The 21,882-nt window shown below is 44.4% G+C and carries 16 protein-coding genes and 1 tRNA gene; 6 read left to right on the top strand and 11 right to left on the bottom strand.

Annotation, left to right across the window (positions count from 1 at the left end; genetic code table 11):
• Positions 1-56 precede the first annotated feature (56 nt).
• The 3 genes from OL444_RS08880 to cmk form a co-directional block, all read right to left on the bottom strand.
• Entirely contained in the window at positions 57-821 is a 765-nt protein-coding gene (locus tag OL444_RS08880; protein ID WP_264733572.1) for a LytR/AlgR family response regulator transcription factor, read from the bottom strand.
• Positions 822-899: 78 nt separating this feature from the next.
• Positions 900-2,849, bottom strand: a complete 1,950-nt coding sequence (locus tag OL444_RS08875; protein WP_264733573.1) for a tetratricopeptide repeat-containing sensor histidine kinase — start codon at positions 2,847-2,849, stop codon at positions 900-902.
• A gap of 624 nt (positions 2,850-3,473) precedes the next feature.
• Positions 3,474-4,163, bottom strand: coding sequence for a (d)CMP kinase (gene cmk / locus OL444_RS08870; RefSeq protein ID WP_264733574.1), 690 nt, complete (start codon positions 4,161-4,163; stop codon positions 3,474-3,476).
• 63 nt (positions 4,164-4,226) lie between these two features.
• Here cmk and OL444_RS08865 point away from each other — a divergent pair, with 63 nt between their 5' ends.
• Complete coding sequence (locus OL444_RS08865; RefSeq protein ID WP_264733575.1) at positions 4,227-4,361, top strand: hypothetical protein; 135 nt, start codon at positions 4,227-4,229, stop codon at positions 4,359-4,361.
• On the opposite strand, the gene OL444_RS08860 is transcribed toward OL444_RS08865, so the two are convergent.
• From OL444_RS08860 to OL444_RS08845, 4 genes are all read right to left on the bottom strand, one after another.
• Complete coding sequence (locus tag OL444_RS08860) at positions 4,331-5,923, bottom strand: T9SS type A sorting domain-containing protein (protein ID WP_264733576.1); 1,593 nt, start codon at positions 5,921-5,923, stop codon at positions 4,331-4,333. The genes OL444_RS08865 and OL444_RS08860 overlap by 31 nt on opposite strands.
• A gap of 26 nt (positions 5,924-5,949) precedes the next feature.
• Positions 5,950-7,950 carry a phage tail-like protein gene (locus tag OL444_RS08855; RefSeq protein ID WP_264733577.1) on the bottom strand — a complete coding sequence of 667 codons (2,001 nt, stop codon included), beginning with the start codon at positions 7,948-7,950 and terminating at the stop codon, positions 5,950-5,952.
• An 88-nt stretch (positions 7,951-8,038) separates the two neighbouring features.
• Positions 8,039-9,760, bottom strand: coding sequence for a phage tail-like protein (locus OL444_RS08850; RefSeq protein WP_264733578.1), 1,722 nt, complete (start codon positions 9,758-9,760; stop codon positions 8,039-8,041).
• A 548-nt stretch (positions 9,761-10,308) separates the two neighbouring features.
• The gene (locus tag OL444_RS08845) at positions 10,309-12,846 is read right to left on the bottom strand and encodes an ATP-dependent Clp protease ATP-binding subunit (protein ID WP_264733579.1); all 2,538 of its coding nucleotides are present in this window, start codon (positions 12,844-12,846) and stop codon (positions 10,309-10,311) included.
• A 300-nt stretch (positions 12,847-13,146) separates the two neighbouring features.
• On the opposite strand from OL444_RS08845, the gene OL444_RS08840 reads away from it, so the two are divergent.
• On the top strand, positions 13,147-13,521 hold the full coding sequence (locus tag OL444_RS08840; protein ID WP_264733580.1) for an STAS domain-containing protein: 375 nt from the start codon (positions 13,147-13,149) through the stop codon (positions 13,519-13,521).
• A gap of 75 nt (positions 13,522-13,596) precedes the next feature.
• Positions 13,597-14,505 (top strand): ribonuclease Z, encoded by a 909-nt coding sequence (locus OL444_RS08835; RefSeq protein WP_264733581.1) that lies wholly within the window; start codon positions 13,597-13,599, stop codon positions 14,503-14,505.
• A gap of 60 nt (positions 14,506-14,565) precedes the next feature.
• Here the strand turns inward: OL444_RS08835 and dapA are convergent, their stop codons facing one another.
• Together dapA and OL444_RS08825 are read right to left on the bottom strand one after the other, a co-directional pair.
• Positions 14,566-15,447 (bottom strand): 4-hydroxy-tetrahydrodipicolinate synthase, encoded by an 882-nt coding sequence (dapA, locus tag OL444_RS08830; RefSeq protein ID WP_264733582.1) that lies wholly within the window; start codon positions 15,445-15,447, stop codon positions 14,566-14,568.
• Between the two features lie 78 nt (positions 15,448-15,525).
• Positions 15,526-16,479 carry an acetyl-CoA carboxylase carboxyltransferase subunit alpha gene (locus OL444_RS08825; RefSeq protein ID WP_264733583.1) on the bottom strand — a complete coding sequence of 318 codons (954 nt, stop codon included), beginning with the start codon at positions 16,477-16,479 and terminating at the stop codon, positions 15,526-15,528.
• A gap of 169 nt (positions 16,480-16,648) precedes the next feature.
• Here OL444_RS08825 and OL444_RS08820 point away from each other — a divergent pair.
• Positions 16,649-16,722: transfer RNA gene (locus OL444_RS08820), tRNA-Asp, on the top strand.
• 265 nt (positions 16,723-16,987) lie between these two features.
• On the opposite strand, the gene OL444_RS08815 is transcribed toward OL444_RS08820, so the two are convergent.
• The gene (locus tag OL444_RS08815; protein WP_264733584.1) at positions 16,988-18,019 is read right to left on the bottom strand and encodes an alpha/beta hydrolase; all 1,032 of its coding nucleotides are present in this window, start codon (positions 18,017-18,019) and stop codon (positions 16,988-16,990) included.
• A gap of 1,059 nt (positions 18,020-19,078) precedes the next feature.
• On the opposite strand from OL444_RS08815, the gene OL444_RS08810 reads away from it, so the two are divergent.
• Positions 19,079-20,014: a terpene synthase family protein gene (locus OL444_RS08810; RefSeq protein ID WP_264733585.1), complete on the top strand. Its 936-nt coding sequence runs from the start codon at positions 19,079-19,081 to the stop codon at positions 20,012-20,014.
• 22 nt (positions 20,015-20,036) lie between these two features.
• Here OL444_RS08810 and OL444_RS08805 read toward each other — a convergent pair whose 3' ends face one another.
• Positions 20,037-21,227 (bottom strand): cytochrome P450, encoded by a 1,191-nt coding sequence (locus OL444_RS08805; protein ID WP_264733586.1) that lies wholly within the window; start codon positions 21,225-21,227, stop codon positions 20,037-20,039.
• Positions 21,228-21,504: 277 nt separating this feature from the next.
• Here OL444_RS08805 and OL444_RS08800 point away from each other — a divergent pair, with 277 nt between their 5' ends.
• Positions 21,505-21,882: a VOC family protein gene (locus OL444_RS08800; protein WP_264733587.1), complete on the top strand. Its 378-nt coding sequence runs from the start codon at positions 21,505-21,507 to the stop codon at positions 21,880-21,882.

Below are 21,882 nucleotides of genomic sequence, written 5' to 3'. Positions count from 1 at the left end.
ATAAAAATGAACAAAATCGGAACGGGGATTGCCCGCTGATACAGCCTTTTAGCGACTTAGAACTGCATAGCTCTCTTTAGAAAATCGGCTTTGCGTCTTCTGGACACTTCCACCTGTGTACCATCACTCATCAACGCAAACCCGCCCTCACCCTGGATATACGACTGCATTTGCTGCAGATTAATCAGGTGAGAATTATGCACCCGGAAAAAATCCACATCGGTTAATAACTCCTCAAATTCTTTCAGGGGGCGGGAAACCATCAGGTTCTTCTTATCGGTAAAAAAGATTTTAGTGTAATTACCGGTCGATTCGCAACGTACAATATTTTGTACCGGCATAAACACCAATCCATTGATGGTAGGCAGGGCAATCTTTTTATGGGTTTGCTGCAGTGTTTTCATATTCTGCATAAACACATCCAGGGGAGACACGCTATTATCTTTCTGGCGCTGCAGGTGTTTTTCCCGGCACTTCTCCAACGCATCCTGTAATTCCTTTACACTAAAGGGTTTCAGCAGGTAATCGAGGGCATTGAATTTAATGGCTTTCAGGGCATATTGTTCATATGCCGTCGTAAAGATGACTTCAAAAAAAACCTTGTCAAATAGTTTCAACAATTCAAATCCATTCTGATAAGGCATCTCTACATCCAGAAATACCAGATCGGGCTGCAGTTCGTCAATGAGCTCCTTGGCTTCCCGTACACTTTTCGCTGATCCAATTACATTTACACCCGGACATTTTTTTAATAACATAGTTTGCAGTGCGTCAATACAATGTTGCTCATCATCGACAATGATAGCTTTGATATCGCTCATACAGTTTGCGGTTAGCTGTTTACGTTTAAGTGCTGTTGGTTAAAATGTATTAATTCGGTGCTGTTACCTGGTTACGTGCTAAAATATAAATTCCGCCGGTAAAGTAATAACAACGCTGGTGCCCAACGGTTGTCCGGCTTCATCTTCCAGGTCCTGGACCTGAACGTTTGCTTCTTTATTATTGATCTTACGGATCAGGTCTATGCGGCCTTCCGTTACCTTCATCCCTACCGAAGTATGTACCCGGCCTTTCCGCTCCTTGATGGCCATCGCCTTTTTACGTCCGATGCCATTATCCGTGACCGTACAGACCAGGCTGCGTTTTTTCAGCACAATGGATATATCCAATGCTCCCTGACCGGCTTGTTTGTGTACCAGTCCATGCCAGATCGCGTTTTCCACATAAGGCTGCAGGATCATGGGCGGAATCAGTACCTCTTCTTCATTGATATCCGGACTAACCCGGATGGCAAATTCAAAAATGCCGTTGCAGCGCAGGGATTCCAGATCGAGATATAGCCGCAGGGATTCCAGCTCCTTGTTGAGTGTGACAAAAGTATGCTGGGTATTATCCAGAATCAGCCGCATCAGGCGGGAGAATTTGGTCAGATAGTCTGACGCTTCTTCCTGGCTGTTGCTCCAGATATACCGGTGTATAGAACTCAATGAATTAAAGATAAAGTGGGGATTCATCTGCGAGCGGAGCGAGCGCAACTCCAACTGCAAGGTTTGTTTATTGGCTTCCAGGTTCCGGTGACGGATATAAAAAAAGCCGCCCACTATTGCCATCAGCAAAAATGCGCCCAGCGTAATGGTTATCACCACATTTCTTTTTGTGCGCAGCAGGTTCACCATTTTATCATGCTCCAGGTTCCGGATCTGCATATTTTTCCGGTCTACTTCATAAATGGCCTGCATCTGCGCCAATACCATGGCTGATTTCTCATCTACGATACTGTCTTTATACAGCAATGACTTTTCTGTTGCCTCCAGCGATTTACGGAAATCGCCACTACTTTTGTAATCCACTGCCAGCGCCTTATACGCTTCCATGAGCATGGACTTAAAATTCCAGTAGGTGCTCACCTCTATGGACCGTTGTATATATTGCCGGGCTGCTTCATGCCTGCCCTGTGCCCCCAGTAGCTTGCCGATGTTCAGGTAACTTTCGGCCACATGAACCTTATCCTCTACCTTATCGTTCACCACCAGTGCCTTTTCCAGGTATTCCATCGCTGTTCCATAATCCTTCACCTCCTTATAGGCAGCACCGAGGGCGTTGTAACATATAGCCATGCCCGTTGGGTTGTCTATTTTCTGGTTAACGGCCAGTGACTGTTTGAAATACTGGATGGCGCGTTCTTCCTGGTGCAGTCCCTGCCAGGCATATCCGAGGTTGGCCAAGTTAATGGCTACCCCCAGCTGATTTTTGCTGTCTTCTTCCAGTTGCAGGGCGCGGTTGAAATGCGTGATGGCTTCGCCGTAATTTTCCGTGGTGAGCTGAATATTACCGATACTATTGGTGGCCACACATATATTACGGGTATCGTGTATGCTCTCTGCCAATGCCAGCGCCCTCAGGTGATAATCGAATGCCTGCTGCAGTTTGTCCATACGCCGGTTATCCACACCGGCATTATTCAATGCAAATGCCAGCAAAACCGTGTCATTGGTTTCTTCCGCCTGCCGGATGGCTTTTTCATGATAATCAGCCGCAATGATGTACTGTGATTTATTCCGTTTATTGGTGCCCAGCTCATTATAGGCGAGCGACAGGCCGCGGGGATACTTCAGGAGTTGTGACACGCGGACAGCCTCCTGCCAAAACAGGTTCTCTGTTCCGGAGGAATCGAAATAACGGGCATTGGACTTGCCTTTTTTAATTAACAGTGCAACTTTACCAGTGTCATCAGGCAATTGCCGGATCGAATCCAGTCGCCTGTAAACCCGTAATGAATCCTGGGCAACCCCTTCAAAACCAATGCCCAGCAATAACAAGCATAAACAACAAACACCTTTTATAGACATCGAAAAGTCAGTGTGACTACACAATTTAAAGAAAGAATTATGATTTACGAATTCCCGGTTACCGGTGTGACAACGGTCAATGCTCCCTGACGGCTGTAAATAGCGAAAGGGCGAAAGAATTCGCCCCTTCTTCCTATTAACCGAATACACCTACTGAAAACATGGAACGGCCATGGCGTACCACGCCATCCCACATTGCGTTGAAGCCTGCCGGTGGGTAAATACACCGGTGCGGCGAAATTTTATATTTTCGTTAATCTATTAATCGGTTAATAGCAAAGGGTCCTTGTGGATACAGTTAGGATAAGACTTCCGGAGACACACATTATATTAATACGCACGTATTGTGGCGTTCCTGTATTCAAACCGTCTTACTCAAAATCAGCTGACTTCTGCACAATACCTGACACTGCTGATGTTCCAAACAAATTACCTAAGCAATGCTTTTTTCAGAATGGATAAGGTTGGCATGCAAACACGTCCTGTAACGGACATTAGTTTAACATCTGAACTAAAAAGAGGAAATTCCTGAGGATGTGGAAAAATTATTGGGTTACTGTCGCTGCAAAACAAACAGGCACGGGACAAATGTATAAAACTGTTTTAATAAAAGAAAATAATATTTTATGAGGTATGCGCCATGGTCGCATCTTCCACCCATTGCATGACCAGTTCCAGCTGGTCGTTCAGGCTTAACTGGCTGTTATCCAGAATAATAGCATCATCTGCTTTCCGCAGTGGACTTATTTCCCGGTTGGCATCTATATAGTCCCGTAATTCCAGATTTTGTTTTACTTCTTCTATTGTAATATTCCTGTTCTTTGCGTACAGCTCCTTAAACCGGCGTTCTACCCGGATATCAATATCGGCTGTCATAAAAATCTTCAATTCGGCATGCGGGAATACAACGGTACCGATATCGCGGCCATCCATGACAATGCCTTTGCGGGCGCCCATTTGTTTCTGCTGTGCTACGGCAAACTCACGTACTTCTTTGATGGCAGCTACTTCACTCACTTTTTCTGCTATCACCATTTCCCGGATCAGGTGCTCTACATTTTCATCATTCAGGTGCATCTCACATACCCCACTCATTACATTCATCACAAAATCGAGGTGTATATCTGCCAGCGCTTTTACCACCGCTTCGGGGGAAACCCAGTCGATACGGTTTTGAATAAAGTAGAGGGTTATCGCCCGATACATGGCACCACTATCAATGTAGGTATAATCCAGCTTTCTGGCCAATTGTTTAGCCAAAGTGCTTTTGCCACATGAAGAGTAGCCATCGATCGTGATGATAATTTTTTTCAAGCCTGTCGTTTTTATTGATTTCGTAGCCTACTAGAGAAGACGGTACAAAATTGAGGGAATTCTTTGAAAAAAGCAAATCGCTACCAGCCTGATGATACGTTATTGCCACGGGGACTGCTTTCTGCTTTCCATTACTTTACAGCAGCAGGCAGTCCCCGTTTAGCCATTTACTTTATCACCACCACCTTGCAGGTGTAGGCTACCTTGAGCGTTTCCTTATGGTACAATACCAGGAAGTAAGTACCGGCAGGCAAGTCATTGATAGCCACTTCCAGGTCTTGTTTGATCTCATACTGGCGCATTACCTGACTCCAGGTATCGCGCAGCTGCATCAACAGGTTGCCGCGTACACCCCGCACCCGTACCTTGAAGTGTCCGTCGTTCGGATTCGGGAACACGTCGATCTGTACAAATGGTGGCACTGCCCTGATTTCGGAGTATACGACCTTCCCGTTACGCCCAACTGCCTTGATGCGGTAGTATGTCCAGTCGTCGTATTCATTGAGGTCCTGGTAGGTATAAGACAAAGGCACACTGCTATTGCCATTTAATGCTTTGGTAGGCAGGGTCATGATTTTAGAGAAACTACCCTCCCGTTCATATCTGCGTTCCACTTCAAATATGGCGTTATTGATTTCCCGGCTGGTAGTCCAGTCCAGCTGCACCAGAGACGGTGCTATGCGGTAGGCTTCAAATGCCAGGAACATGGCTGGCCGGGAGTTGGCCATTAAAGTAGTCTTGGAAAAATATTCGTCGCTGCCGAAACCGGTAAAGCGGCGTATATGCATGGTAGCGGGCACCGATGCTGTACCTGTAGATAAATTACCAGCCAGCGGTGTAGCAGGTATAAAATCTACCTTATCCCATCCGCCAGCAGCGAAACGGGTGATATAACTGCTATCGCGGGCGGCAGCGTATGCCGGCAATTCCGTTTCATCGGGGTGTTGCAGCACCACTGCTGTTTCACCGCCATTACCATCTTCCCGGCGAATATGCCAGGTTTTATTCACAAAGCTATCCAGGTAAGCCGGACCACTGGTGGCATAAGTATATACATTATCGTAGGCACGTACGCTGAAGGTACCGGTACCTCCTGTTAAGCCAATAGCTGCAGGGGAATAACTGTTCACTGCTGTACCTACCGGAAACACGACTCTATCTGCCGCAGCGTTGATACCCGGGCGGTAGAGTGCTCCACCAGCCACTTCGGTACCAGTAACAATAAATCTTTTATCGGTATAACCAGTGATACTACCCGGTGTTTTTTCTCCTACCTGTAAGTTCCAGCCATTCAGGAAAATATGGCCGCTGGTAAAATGCAGGTTATTCCTGATTTTCAGGTCGCTGAGATCATCCAACAGTAAACCTGCTGCATTATTTAATTCCAGATTGGGAAAGCCTGCGCCTTGTTTGCCGGAAAGGCTATATCCACCATAGACTACCTGGCGACCGGTATTACCATACAGCGGATTGGCGGCATCGAAAATAAACAAGCCCCCTTTACCGGAGATACCATCTGCACTTTCATCCGGCAGCGTAGCACCGTTACCGTTAGTCCATTTCTTGCCGAGGAAATAGAGTGTTCCATTGACACCTGAGCCCAGATTACCGTTGTTGATCATGTCGGAGAACACGCCTACTTTGGCATTGCCGGGTACCCAGACGTTGCCGCCTGCAGGAATACAAACTCCCTGCTGTGCATAGGCAGCGCTGATCCAGCCTGTCAGCAATATTATTAATATAGCGGTTACTCTTCTCATTAAACGATCTGCTATCCGGAAAAAAATTAGTTACCAATCACCCACCACTGATTCCCATCAGATTGTACTTTCACATGCTCACCTTCATTATTAAGACTGTATGTTGTGTTAAAATCTATATTCTGTAGTGGCGTCACAGTTCTCACCTGAATGGTGGTATAGTCATCCCCCTTCACTCCTTTCTTAATCACATACATGCGACCTTTGTTAGCAGGTACCGCACGGGGTAATGATACAGTTGAGTTATTCCGTGACAACGTAATGATTGTATGATCATTCTCCCCTACTGTATAACTGCCTGTTATCGAGGTAATGCTTGCAGCGAAAGAGTTTGTTATCAAAGCGTTGGTTGTTACGGAAGTCGTAGCAGTTAAAGTGTTGGTAGTTACAGAAGTAGTGGCAGTTAGCGCATTGGTAGTGGTCGTACCTCTTACATCCAGGGCAGTGGCGGGACTATTGGTACCAATACCTATGTTTCCGCCCGGCGCCATGTATAACCGGTAATCGCCACCAGTTACACCAGTTTCCACGAAATTAAGACCGTTACCAATCAGGTTCCAGTGCCATCTTGTTCTGCCGGTTTTATCCTGAAAGGCCATCACATCATTCTCATTGGCCCGGATAATGAAAGGATGTGCGTTATAAGGTACTGCTCCGTTAAACAGGGCAACCGTATAAGCCTCATATCCACCGACACCATGTGTACCTCTTAAAAAATCGTTGTTGTTATATTTAAATATTAGTGCCTGATCGTTGGTGGTGCCGATGAAGTGTTTAGTAGAATCGATGTTGTTATTCCCTGTAAATGCCCAGCCTGCCGCATTATTATCTACCACAATCACATCTCCGGTAGCGTTTACAGATAATACCTTATTACCGCCTAAGGAAGCTGCTCCTGGTTTTGCAGCACCCAGGTTGGTCAGGCGTAATCCGGAAGTATAGGGCGCCCCACCCACGGTAGTCAGTGGTGCCGCTATTTCCAGTTTGTTGTTAGGATTTCCGGTTCCGAGGCCAAGCGCTGCTTTGCTTTCGCTCCAGAAAAACTGACCGGCGTTATAAGCGAGTCCTTTAGGATTACCTCCAATAAAAGGGACTGCGCCAGCCGGTGCATTGTTCAGTAAGACACTTCCCGCTACACTTAAGTTGGCAGCAGTAGTGATATTTCCACCTACAGTGAGGTTTTTACCGATATCTCCATAACCGCTGATATTGAAATCGGCAGTCTGTACACTGGTGGTACTATTTTTAATAAAGTCGTTACCGCCTCCGCTACTGCTGACAGCTTTGGGTACCCAGTTTTTGGAGGTGCCGTCATAAGTCAGTACATCGTTGGCATTAGGGGTGGTAGTAGCTACCGGTATAGTATTAATCTGTGCGGCATTCCATAACAGGGCGGTATTGGCAGCCGATAATTGTCTGGTAGCGCTGATCTTCAGCGTGGTATTGTCGATCGACACACCGGATACATTCCCGGTGGTGGCATCTTTACCTAACAGGCGATCTACAGCGGGAGCCGCATCTGTGGTTACTGCCAGGGTAGCAGTTTTAACACCATCAAATGTTTTCAATCCGGCGAAAGTTTGCGCGGCGGTGTTTATAAATCCGCGCGTAGTAAGATTTGCATCGGGCACTGTCAGTGTATGCTGACCAGGACCGGAGAGGGAAAACGCAAATGGTTTGTCGATATTGGAGGTAGTAATTTTCTGGGCAGCAGTTGCATCGTTGTTGATGGATTTGATCATGCCATCCGACATGATTTTCATCCAGTAGTTATTGGCGCGTACCCGGAGTGAGTTATCCACATCGAGGAAGATAATCATACCATCGATCGGGTTTGCAATCAGGGCAGTATCCGTGATACGGGTAAGCAATAAGGCCTGTTTCTTGCTTTCCAGTTCCAGGAGGGCAGACGATCTGGTTGTAGTGGGATTGGCTCCCAGCTTCAGTTGCTGTGCATGGGTACTGGAGGTAATGCCAAATAAAAGACCAAGCGCTACGCCAACGCGCACTACATCAAAAAGCTTCATAAATAACGATTGCAGTAAAATATTCGATTGCAGCAAAGGAGCAACCAACAGGAACGCCTATACGACATTCCTGTTGGCAGAAAGAAAATTATTTACGGATAATGTACCAGTCAGTACCATCGCTCTGGAGGGTGATGAAAGTCCAGTCGTTGTAGATAGTATAACCGTTGTTGGCGCCTTCAATTGCACCACCGCCGGAAGTTACTTTTACTGGTTTTTCGATATCGCCGCTTATTTTTTTGATGGTATAGATACGACCCGGTACATCACTTGCTTTAGGCAGTGTTACTGTGAGATCGCCTGGTACCAGGAGGGTATTGTCTTTATCGGTGATCGCGGTAGTACCTGCATCTACCTTACGGATAGACATTGCTACGGAACCACTGATATCGAGGGTAGAAGTAGATGCGGTCAGTTTACCTACCGCTACATTGTCTTTGAAGTTTTTGTTACCCGCAAATGACTGGGCAGTAGTAGATACCACCCCTCTTTTTTCTGCACCGGCAGTAGCATCTGCATCTGGCAGGTTGAAGGTAATTTTGTTGGCAGCAGCTGCGTCATCCAGTTCGATGTTGAAGTTATTGCCGGTAGTGCCGGTTGCGAAATTAACATCTGGCCCTTTCAGTTCTTTGGTAGAACCGGTAGCTGTCAGTTTCTGGATAGCGCCTTTAAAAGCAGCATCGCTCAGTTCTTTCTTTTCGATGATACCTGCTTTGCTGATGAGTACATCATACTTAGGCGCATCTGCAGTTACGTTGATGGTTTCCAGTTTGAAGAGTCCTTTCACCGTTGCATCTGCACCGAATAAAGTGCTGCCGGTAGTTACTTCCAGACCTTTAGCCAGGGTAGTTTTCTCTTTTACATCCAGGGTACCTTCAAAGGTTTTGTTACCGCCGAAAGACTGGGTAGTAGTGGTTACGATACCTGCGTGCGTAGCATCAGCAGCAATCATTTCCAGTTTATACTTGCTGGTAGTTGCATCGAAAGTGATTTTAGCACCTTTGTCCAGGTTATCGCCGGCAGCCGCTGTGATCAGCGTAGCTACCGTAATACCGTCTGCGCTGCTCATGGTCTGGATTTTTTTCCAGTCTGCCTGACTCAGAAAACCAAATGCCTGGTTTACGTTGTCCATGATAGGCACGTTAACGGATATCTTTTTGTTGACTTTATCATTATCCACATTCAGCGCCAACGTTGTTTTGCTACCGGTTACATCGAATAGAATCGGACCGTTTACATCATTGATAGAGTTAACGAGGTCACCGAAGGCATTGGCTTTAACAGTTCTTTTGCGGATCACACCATCAGTAGGATTGATGACCAGGATTTCCACCTCGTTGGTACCATCCGGGATAGTACCGGCAGCTGTTTTCAGCTGGCCAGCACCAGTGATCTGGAATCTTTCCTGGTTATCTGTTTTAAATACCAGGGCGCTGTTGTTGGTCGTTCCAAGAAAATCGCCGGCAGCAGGTGTATTACCTTTCAGGCTCCAGTTTGCAGCCGCATCAGCAGCGCTGGCAATCATTACCCAGGCGCCGTTTCTACGCACGTACAGCCCTTTCTGCGTAGCATCTGCGGAGTTGAGGTATACGATCATACCATCTGGTGGTGTCAGCGCATTAATCGCTGTAAAGTCTGTCAAACGGGGTAATAAGAGACCCTGTTTCACGCTCTCTAATTCCAGTATAGCTGATTTTTCAATCACAGTAGGATTGTTACCTACTTTCAGCTGAGCATTCGCCTGGGAAGCAACCAGGCCGACGCCGCCGAGTAATGCAACGCGGACAGCAATGCGTAAAGATTTTCTCATAGATATCGGGATAAATAGTTAAAGTTCAAAAACCAGACAGCGGAACTGATTTCCCTGTTTAGAAAAAATATATCAGTAACGGCTACAATGCCCGTATTTGCCTTTTTGGATATGGGGTAATATCACCTAATGCAGAGAACCCATATTTGTTTTTCAAAATATATACGAAAAACCCATTTGATATGGTTTAATATATATTTAGTTATATAGGTTAAAATTTTATGTAGTGCAAAAATGACATATAAATCGTTTTCAAAAAATGACATGATCATACCATTTTAATGTTGATTTAATTCCGGAAGGAGATCGGATGGATCACCATTTTTGCGGCTATTTTTTTCTGACATCGATTTCCGGGATGGAGGCTGGGGCTGGAAACATCAACAGGAACAGGCAGAAGACTCAACTTATCCTGTGATAAATGGTTGGTTAACATGTTCATGCTATCAATGGGGGTATCTGCACAAAAAAATTACGCCCCGCGGGATCGCGGGGCGTAATTGTATGTATAATTTTATTGACCGGCAGTTGCCTGGTTTACCTGGTCATCAGGCTTCTGATGATTTTTCTGATTTACTCTTGGAAGAGTTGTTTTTCAGGGTAAAGACCAGTTTCTGGTTTTCTTTATCCAGGTCTGCTACGAGTACGTCTCCATCATGAATGTTCATGTTGAGGATTTCTTCCGCCAAAGGATCTTCCAGGTATTTCTGGATGGCCCTGTGCAATGGTCTGGCGCCGAACTGCTGATCGTAGCCTTTGTCTGCCAGGAAGCCTTTGGCTTCTTCTGTCAGTTCCAGGCTGAAACCGAGGTTATTCAAGCGTTTCAGTACACTTTGCATGGTGATATCGATGATGGTATAGATGTGTTCTTTAGCGAGTGTGTTAAAGATGATCACATCATCGATTCTGTTCAGGAACTCCGGAGAGAAGGTACGTTTCAGTGCTTTTTCGATCACTGATTTGGTATTCTCTTCTTCATTTACCGCTCTGGCATTAGTCGTGAACCCAACACCTGCACCGAAGTCTTTCAACTGACGGGCTCCGATATTGGAGGTCATGATGATGAGGGTATTTTTGAAATCCACTTTACGGCCAAGGCCATCGGTGAGAATACCATCATCCAGTACCTGCAGCAGGAGATTATAAATATCTGGATGTGCTTTTTCGATTTCATCCAGGAGGATTACGGAGTAAGGTTTACGGCGTACTTTTTCTGTCAGCTGACCACCTTCTTCATAACCTACATATCCCGGAGGTGCACCAATGAGGCGGCTTACAGAGAATTTCTCCATGTACTCACTCATATCGATGCGGATCAACGCCTCGTCAGAGTCGAACATATAGCGGGCCAGTGATTTGGCCAGCTCTGTTTTACCTACCCCGGTAGGACCGAGGAAAATAAAGGTACCGATTGGCTTTTTAGGATCTTTCAACCCTACGCGGTTACGCTGGATGGCTTTCGTTACTTTGCTGATCGCTTCATCCTGCCCTACCACGGCGCCTTTCAGGTCTTCACCCATGCGGCGGAGTTTTTCTGTTTCGGCCTGTACCATTCTTTTCACGGGGATACCGGTCATCATACTCACTACTTCCGCGATGGCTTCTTCATCGATCGGGTAGCGTTTATGTTTCACTTCTTCTTCCCACATGGCTTTGGCACGTTCCAGGTCCTCACCCAGTTTCTTTTCTGTATCGCGGAGTGCTGCAGCTTCTTCGAAGCGTTGGCTCTTCACCACTTTATTTTTTTCCTGTTTGATATCTTCTATCTGTTTTTCCAGATCGAGGATATTCTGCGGAACATTGATGTTTTTCAGGTGAACACGGGCACCTACTTCATCCAGTACGTCGATCGCCTTGTCTGGCAACAAACGGTCTGTCATATAGCGGTCGCTGAGTTTCACGCAGGCATCAATAGCCGCGTCAGTATAGCTTACGTTATGGTATTCTTCATAACGTGGCTTGATGTTGTTGAGGATCTGGATGGTTTCATCCACACTAGGTGGTTCTACCATTACTTTCTGGAAGCGACGATCAAGGGCGCCATCTTTCTCGATGTACATACGGTACTCATCGAGTGTGGAAGCACCAATGCATTGGAGTTCGCCTCTTGCCAGTGCCGGCTTAAAGATATTGGAGGCGTCCAGAGAACCGGAAGCACCACCAGCGCCAACGATGGTATGAATTTCATCGATAAACAGGATTACATCTCTGTTTTTCTCGAGTTCATTCATGATGGCCTTCATCCTTTCTTCAAACTGGCCCCGGTATTTGGTACCGGCTACGAGTGCTGCCAGATCGAGGCTTACCACGCGTTTGTCGAACAGTACGCGGGAAACTTTGCGCTGCACGATGCGCAGTGCGAGGCCTTCCACGATAGCTGTTTTACCCACGCCGGGTTCCCCAATGAGGATCGGATTGTTCTTTTTACGGCGGGACAGGATCTGCGACACGCGTTCGATTTCCTGTTCGCGACCAACAATCGGGTCTAAGCTGCCACTTTCGGCCAGCTTGGTGATATCTCTACCAAAATTATCCAGTACGGGCGTCTTGGATTTGGTATTTGTCTGTTTGGCTTTGGATGCGTAACTCTTTCTCTCGTCCTCAAACTCTTCTTCGCCCGGATCGTCAAATTCAGATTTAGGGTCAGCAGATTTTACAAAGCCCAGTTCGTTTTTAAAAGTATCGTAGTCCACGTCAAATTGTTGTAAGATTTGTGTACAAACGTTTTCCTTATTCTTTAAAATAGAGAGCATGAGGTGTTCCGTTTCTACCGTCGCACTTTTCAGTGCTTTGGCTTCGAGTACGGTCACCCGTATTACTTTCTCTGCCTGTCGTGTAAGGGGGAGACTGTTAATATTAGCGATATTCTTGCCAGTCTTATCTTTTACAGCCAGTTCTACTTCTTTGCGTAATTCGTATAGGTCTACGTTCAAAGCCTGCAGAATCTTTACGGCCGTACCCTCGCCTTCGCGGATAATACCTAACAGCAGGTGTTCTGTACCTATGAAATCATTTCCCAGGCGTAAAGCTTCCTCTCTGCTGAACGAAATGATCTCCTTAACTTGCGGTGAAAAATTCTGGTCCATTGTGAGATTATTAAATTAGAAAAACCCTTACGGGGGCTTGCTTATACAATAATAACGAATAATTCTGACTTACATTATCACGCTATTTAACCGGAATGAAGTTATTCCTTTTTTAAACTTAAACAACTTACACTTTAATAGTATAAGAATTATTTTTGCGGTGATGCGGGTACGTTCGTTTAAAAAATATCTACGAAGAAACGGAGGTTTTTGTTCGATCTCTTACGATTATATTTTATAGGCGGGTTTCCCTCTGTTCAAAATTGATTTTTACTAAAAGTATAAAACAACGACCAACGCATGAAATTCAAAATTGATACCAAAGAAAAAATAGTTGTTTTTAGTCTGCAAGAAGCAGTATTAGATGCTAATTTGTCAGCTCAATTGCCTGATATGATCAAGTCTCTTCCGGAGCTGGAAGCACGCAATCTTATACTGGACCTTACATTGGTTGAAAATATTGCGACGCCGGGCATAGAAGCCATTTTAACAGTCTACCAGTTTATGTATGACAATAATTACTCCTGTGTTATTACTGGTGTTAACAACAAATTAACATTACCCCTCCGGGAGCTTGGTGGTGATATGTTAAACCTGGCTCCTACCATGGCGGAAGCAATAGACCTGGTCATGATGGAAGAGCTCGAAAGGGAACTGTTAAACGGATTGGAGTAAAGTTATTGATTTTCGGCTGATAGTCAGTAGCAGCAAGATTAATAATGAAAAGCCCGGCCTCAAAAGCTATAATTTATGTTTGGAGTAACGATATTAGGAAATAACTCGGCCATCCCTACCCTCAACCGGCATCCAACAGCCCAGGTAGTTACCTGCAATGATCAGCTGATGCTGGTAGATTGCGGAGAAGGAACCCAGTTGCAGATAGCGCTGTACAAGATAAAACGCAGCAAATTCAGGTACATCTTCATCAGCCATCTTCACGGAGATCATTACTTTGGGTTAATCGGCCTCCTGAATACCCTCAGCCTGATGGGCCGGAGCGAGCCACTCAGCGTATATGCGCCACCGGAGCTGGAGCAAATCATCCGGTTACAGCTGGACTGTTCCGGCACGGTACTGAATTTTGCCCTCACCTTCGTTCCTCTGGAACCTGGCCGGAGTGGCCTGATCCTGGAAGATAAAGACCTTCGGGTCAGCTGTTTTCCTACCCAGCACCGTATCTCCTGCTTTGGCTTTTCTTTCGAATTGCAGAAAAAGAAACGTAAGCTGCTACCAGAACAGGCACGGGCATACGAAATCCCATCGTCTTACTTCTCCCGGCTGCAGGACGGCGCCGACTATCAACGTAAAGATGGTACTCTTGTCAAAAACGACTGGGTAACACTCCCTCCCTGCAAAGCCAAACGGTATGTTTACTGTGCAGATACGATCTATGATGAAAACCTGTTGCCATGGCTGAAAGATGCGGATGTCATCTATCATGAAACCACTTACCTGCATGATTTGCGCGACCGGGCAGCAGAACGGTTTCACAGCACCAGCGTACAGGCAGCCTCACTGGCCGCTGCCGCCCATGCCAAACGTTTGCTCATCGGCCACTTTTCTTCCAAATACACGGATTTAACACCTTTTCTGGAAGAATGCAGGCCTGTCTTTCCTTCGACAGATATCGGGGAAGAAGGCGTTACCTATATCATCTGATCAAAATAAAAAAGCTGTTGAACCGGATGGTTCAACAGCTTTCTATTCCTTCGCTATATCTTATTCTCCGTATTTTCCCAGATAAGTTGCAATTTTCGCATACAACTCTGCTGTAGCCGGTACTACCGGTAAACGGAAATAATTTTCTACAATACCTGCCTGGTGTAAAAATGCCTTGATGCCTGCCGGGTTATTTTCGGAGAACATCAGGTCAAATCCTTCCAGCATTTTGTTATTCAGGATACGTGCAGCCGGATAATCATTCAGCAGCGCGGCCTGTACCATCGCGGAGAAATCAGCCGCAAAATAGTTGGCAGCTACGGAAATTACGCCGTCCATACCGCACGCCAGCTGAGACATCGCCAATCCATCGTCGCCGCTTACCACCAGAAAATCTGCAGGCTTATCCCGCAGAATCTGCATACACTGCATCATATCGCCGGAAGCTTCCTTCATGGCCACAATATTTTCTACTTCATGCGCCAGCCGCAAAGTAGTAGCAGCTGTCATGTTACGGCCGGTGCGGGCAGGAACATTGTAGAGAATAATAGGTTTGGGAGAAGCCGCCGCAATTGTTTTATAATGCTGAAAGATACCTTCCTGGGTAGGCTTGCTGTAATATGGCGCCACGCTGAGTACAGCGGCTGCATCATCCAGCGGACATTTTTCCAGTCTTTTTACCACATCTCTGGTACTATAATCGCCAATACCCACTACTACAGGCACCCGCTTCGACACCTTTTCGAAAGTAAACTTTATCAAATCCAGCTTCTCATCTGCAGACAGCGTTGGTGTTTCACCAGTGGTGCCCAGAGACACTACATAATTAACGCCGCCATCTATCACATAATTGATCAGCCTTTCCAAAGCATTCCAATCGATGCTTTCATCTACTTTAAAGGGTGTAACTAATGCCACCCCGGTGCCTTTAAGTTGTTCCATATCTGTTTGTGGAAAAATAAAAATTTCGAATTTCGGACTACGAAATTCGAAACTTTCGCTGTAATTTCTAAATATTTTTTAACGTTCCTCGTAAAAACCCATACGGGAGAACTTATCGATCCGTTGTTCAATACGGGTATCGGGATCAATTTTTCTTAATTCCGCCAACGTTTCCTTGATACGAACTTTCAGGATTTGCGCCATTTCATCCGGGTTGCCATGTGCGCCACCGAGCGGTTCACGCACAATGCCATCTACGAGGCCAAACTGGCTCATATAGTCGGAAGTGAGCTTCAGTTCTTCTGCTGCCTTTTCTTTAAAGTTCCAGCTACGCCAAAGGATGGTAGAACAGTTTTCAGGAGAAATTACAGTATACCAGCTGTTTTCCAGCATAAATACCCTGTCTCCGATACCAATGCCCAGCGCACCACCGGAAGCACCTTCGCCTATAATAATACAGATAACAGGTACCCGCAGCTTTACCATTTCAAAGAGGTTACGGGCAATGGCTTCTGCCTGTCCTCTTTCTTCTGCTTCCAGGCCAGGATAAGCACCGGGGGTATCTATGAGGGTAACGATAGGCTTGTTGAATCTTTCTGCCAGCTTCATCAGGCGTAAAGCTTTACGGTATCCTTCCGGATTGGCCATCCCAAAGTTTCTGAGCTGACGCATTTTGGTGTTGATACCTTTTTGCTGGCCAATAAACATGACCGTCTCACCGTCGAGGTCCGCGAATCCGCCTACCATCGCTTTATCGTCTTTCACATTCCGGTCGCCGTGCAGTTCCGTAAAGTTGGTGCACATTTTTTCGATATACGCCAGAGTATAGGGCCTATCAGGATGACGGCTCAGCTGTACACGCTGCCAGGCGGTAAGGTGGGTATAGATGTGCTGTCTGGTATCGGCAATCTTTTGCTCGTATTCGCTCACAGTAGCAGATACATCTACACCAGACTTTTCCCCATTTTCCTTCAGCTTAGCCAGCTGGTCATATAAATCCGCGATAGGTTTCTCGAAGTCCAGGAATTGCATAATTTGATTAAATTGGTTAAAGATCGGGTGTAAAGATAGTGCTGAAAATTTTTTTTAAAAAAGATTTGCTTAATTGGGAACTTTGTTGCTATCTTTGCAATCCCAAAACGGAAGAACACAACGGATTGGGAGACAGAAAGATAGTAAGTTCTTATTTATATTTTTGGAAGGATCAGTAGTTCAGTTGGTTAGAATGCCGCCCTGTCACGGCGGAGGTCGCGGGTTCGAGTCCCGTCTGGTCCGCAGATTATTAAAATGCCTTCAAGTCCAATGACTTGAAGGCATTTTTTTTGAAACATAATTCAATAAGTTTTACCCTTAATCATTAGAGATTTTGATCCGTAACAGGTCCAGGGAGCAAATCCACACTTCTACTCTCTAATCAGCTAATTGAGATAATCTTAAAGTAAGAAAGCCTGCAAATCATTAATTTGCAAGCTTTTTATTTTTCAGGCATATCTGATTTCACGGCGCATTATAGGGCACTCTTCCTGGCTGCTGTTTATTATCATGAACGCTTAATTAAAAATAATTGCATTGCTTGTAAATATTCGTCAGGCTTTTCAATATAAATATCGTGTCCTGCCTTCTCAATTATTTTTAATTGACTGTTTTTAAAAATGTCTTTATACTCATTTGTATTGCCCCAGGGAATATTATCGTACTGACCTTTTATTATTAAAACAGGAATATTGTTATTAATAAGTTTTGGTCGTGGGTCTGCAAGTCTCCTATAACTTGTTGGTGTTTTAATATTGCAATAACCGCCGCCACCTCCTTCTTCCGTCAATGTCTTTGAGGAATCGTAAACAAGTCCTTTAGTAAATTCCTCCGCCATTTTGTTGAGATAGCTATCAGCTTCTGCATCACTTGCTATTTTCTTTCCCAATAATGCCCAAACACGAATTGCAATATATCTTGGTTTCAATAAAAATGAAATCACACTGCCGTTGACATCTATGGGATCTTTTAGATTTAAACTTAGCGGGGCCTTCAACTTTTCCACAGAATCATTTACTGGTTTTACAGCACCCGGACAGGTAAGTATTATTTTATCAACTTTGTTGGGATTGTCCGCCGTAAATAGCGTTGCTAAAGCTCCTCCCCAGGATTGTCCTACTAAAATTACCTTTTCTGCTTTTAAAAGCGATACAATAGCTTCAAGGTCTTTTTGATGACGGGTTGCGGTATATTCATTTACATTTTTGAGCCTGGCAGATAAGCCTCCTCCAATTTGATCATACAAATAAACATCAAACCCGTCTTCGGATAGTTGCCCAAGAACTTCTATCACTTTTGAATGCACATATCCACCCGGACCTCCATGTAAATAAATAACAGGATAAGGCTTTTTATTTCCTTTCCCTTCAATAAAAGTATATGCAATTTTAGACCCAGTTTTTAGATCCCAATATTTAGTTGAGTGCCTTGGCTTAATGGATTCGGTATCCTGTTTTGAAGGAATACAAGCCCTGAAAAAAAATATGCATAGAAATAATAAAAAGGTCCATTTGAGGATTCTGAGAATTTTTCGTTTCATAATTCTATTTTCTGTCATATTTCTAAAGACACATTGGTACACCTAAAAGTTGCATTTATTGAGGAAGTTATACAAATGAGAAAGTTATACAAATATGATAATGACCGGCTATTATTTTAATGTTTAATCATTAAAGATCCCTTGTCGAATAAGGATTTAATCGTTTTAAAATATTTTATTCCATTCTCACCTCTCCATCGCTTCATTTCCAGGGAAATCCACCGCTATCACTTTTATTGTCCTCCGACCGGCAACCAAGTTGTCTAATAATCCAGGTAGCTCCATTTCTTCCTAAAACCGCTTCCCCTTTTTATAAAAACGGCATTTGCCATATTGCCACCATAATAGTAAAATTGCTCCCTTTCCCACATACGCCACAAGATTAGTTAATTATTGTTAAACCCTGTTATCTGACATACGATTGCAGCTGCTCCCACTACTTTTACACTGGAACATAATCGGGATGATGGTATACTTACTTAGGATATACCTGCAACAGACAGACTAACACGTTGACAACATGTTAACCTACATGAAAGAGCAGATCGGTAATTATAGCTATTTCACTACCTTTTAATCAGTAAAGACCTACTCTCCATTCCGTATCACAGGTGGTATTTATTCCAGCATATATGAATCAGCAGCAGCCATACAGGTTGTTGACAAATAATTAGTATTGAACATCAGCTTCACTTTGGAATGTAACGATGCAAATCAATTCCGCCGGATGATCTGTTAGATAAATGACCTGAATTCGCTGGATAAAGCATTACATCAACAATGAAAAATATAAATGGGGTTACAGTGCCCGGAATATTCATCACACACCTCTGGAATTAGCCAGCGGGAAAGGCGATCACATACCACTATAAAGACGAGCAAGTATTCATCCGGATAAAATAATAGCTACCGGATACTTACTGTCAGACAAAAAATAACAGCCTGCCAGGCGGTCCTGGAATTATTTATTCAGCGATGCCTCGCCCGGCATCCGCATATCTCCAGGTATCGTATACCGGGGAAAGTATCACCTCATACATAAACCTTTAAATTATTATTATGAATCATCTTGCTATTCCTGATTTCCATTACCCGTACCCACAAACACTCAGCTCCTTAGCCTTCGAAGCACAAGCGGATGAGCAAATGTGGCAAAGCCAATCCCCTTTGTTTACACAGGATTTTCTGAAAAGATGCAGCACCTCCCGGTTCTCTTTTCTGGCTGCACGGTGCTTTCCTCATAGTGACATCACCCACCTGACAACCCTCGGCAGACAAATGCTGATGCTCTTCATTCTTGATGATGCCTATAGCTTAACAACTGTAGCAGACTACGAAAACCGGCTGGAACGTATCCGCTCTCTTGCTGCTGGCCAGCCATTATTACCTTCTGATAATGATGTACTGCGTATGCAACATTCCGTGAATGAAAGATTCCGGCAGACAATGTCTACCGATTGGGCCAACAACCGGGTACTCATGCGCATTGCAGAAGTAATAGAATATGACCTGAAAGAGTTGCCTTTTCAATTAAAACAAACTTCTCCGACCCGGGAAGAATATATCAGCATCAGGGAAAAATCCGTTGGCATGCTTCCCTCTGTCGACATGGTAGAATATACACATGAGTTTGAGTTACCCTGGGAAATTATCGAACACCCCAGCATCAAACAGCTGGCAGCAGCCTCCTGTTTTATCATCGCCTACTCCAATGATCTTTTCTCCCTGTATAAGGAGCAGGAAGAACATGATGTATTCAATATGATATTGGTATTACAGCAGCACGAAAACTACACCCCATCCGGCGCCATTGCAGCCGTTAATGAAATGCATGATGAAGTAATCGCCCAATTTAAAGCACTCAGACATGCATTACCGGATTTTAAAGAATGGAATCGTGATGTGCAACGATATGTTCGCGGAATTGAAGATGTAATTATAGGCAATTATCACTGGAGCATATTTGATACCCACAGATACCATAAAAAAAAGTAACACCTGGTACAAATCATATTGCTTAGCTGTCATTCCGTACAAAAGTAATCGGCAGACTATTTAAACAGTTCGTAGTGGTGCTTGGACCGAGTGACAGCGTTGTATCTTTTTGTAACTGAAAATGCTTCGCCTGTTGTAAAATACAGCGAAAGGCTACGCGAGCTTCCATTTTGGTGATGGATTCACCCGGGCAATAGTGAACACCACGACCAAAATTTAATATTTGCCCCATATTTTTTCTATTGATGTCAAAAACATCCGGATCCGGAAAAACAGTATCATCAAAATTGGTTGCCCCCAGCCACGGCACAACAATATCACCTTTGTGGATAAGCTGTCCACGAACGGTTATATCTTTGGCTGCCATCCTGGAGAAGCTGAATAATGGCGGATAAAAACGTAGTGTCTCATCCAGAAATTTAGGTAAGTCATCCGGCTGTTGCATAAGATGTGCCTGCATTTCCGGATAGGTCACCAGTGCTCTCATCACATTTCCCAGAAAAGCAACGGTGGTATCCACTCCGCCCAGCATTACCGCAAAACAAAGCGAAATAGTTTCATGCAAGAGTAATGGCCGGTCATCTATCTTCGACTTCAACAACAATCCGGTAAAATCGTCTTGCGGAACCAATTCATGTTCCCGGATAATTTCCTGCACAAATTGTTTCCCCTCTTTCTGCACATTGAAAAAAGCTTCATAATCGCCTGTCAAGGCGGGGTTGGTTAGTATTTTGCAGGACAAATCCTTTAGTACATGAAAATACTCCTCTTTGATACCCAGTACTTTCATGCTCGTCCAGATAGGTAACTGTGCCGAAAAATCTCCGATAAAATCCATTTCTCCCTTAGCCATCCATGGCTCCATCAGCTTATAGGTATGTTCCTCCACAAAAGCTTCCAGATAAGTCATCAGATAAGGGCCTAGCGCTTTTCCCATTACCCGGCGCAATTGTGTATGCTCAGGAGGATCTTTAAAAACCAACACATCTCCCAATAAAGTATCTTCCGTTTTGGGAATATATGCAGAAGAATAGGTACTGTAATCCAACAATACCTGTGCAACATCCTGATAGCCGAAAAGAAACCAGGCACCTTTGGAACCATTAAAAAGGGTGGATTCCCTGTCATAGAAAACTGGATTTTCCTTCTGCATTTTCCGGAACCATGGAATAGGAGTCAGTAAGGAATATGGAACTGCATTATTATTTTCCATATGATGGGTGATTATCTCTGCAAGTACGTTCAACTAAAATGAAAGTGCATAACAGTTCCCCGTTTATTCCTGGAAAATTGTTACTACAACTCAGTTTAAACCCGTTTTACAGCCCCCGATCGCTTAACATTTATATCACCCGTTAATGCCATTTCATATTGCATATGTTTTATTTTCCTTAATTTACCCATATCTGCAACGGGAGACGTGCAGGCATCTATAACCATGGATCATACCACCCATCTCTCATTATCTCATCATCGTCATCCAACCTAATATGAAACTGAATTTAAGTACCATCGTTCTTTTTGTTCAGCATGTAGACAAACTGAAATGCTTTTACGTCGACATCCTACACCTTGAGATCATAGAAGAAATCCCATCGGAATGGCTGCTTTTGAAAGCTGGCAATTGCCATATCGGCCTTCATAAAATTGGTAATGCTTACTTATCTCCTGATGCAGCAGCATTCAAATTTGATAACAATACCAAAATGGTTTTTGAAATAACGGAAGACATTCATACGGTGAGAGATTATTTATTGCAGCAAGCTGTTTCAATGAAAGCAATCACCACTTTCGACAACTACGACTTCTGGCTTTGTGATGGAGAAGATCCTGAAGGCAATGTATTTCAATTAAAACAAAAGAAATAA

The organism is Chitinophaga nivalis, from assembly GCF_025989125.1.
Lineage (GTDB): Bacteria > Bacteroidota > Bacteroidia > Chitinophagales > Chitinophagaceae > Chitinophaga > Chitinophaga nivalis.
This window is presented reverse-complemented; position numbering and strand designations above follow the sequence as displayed.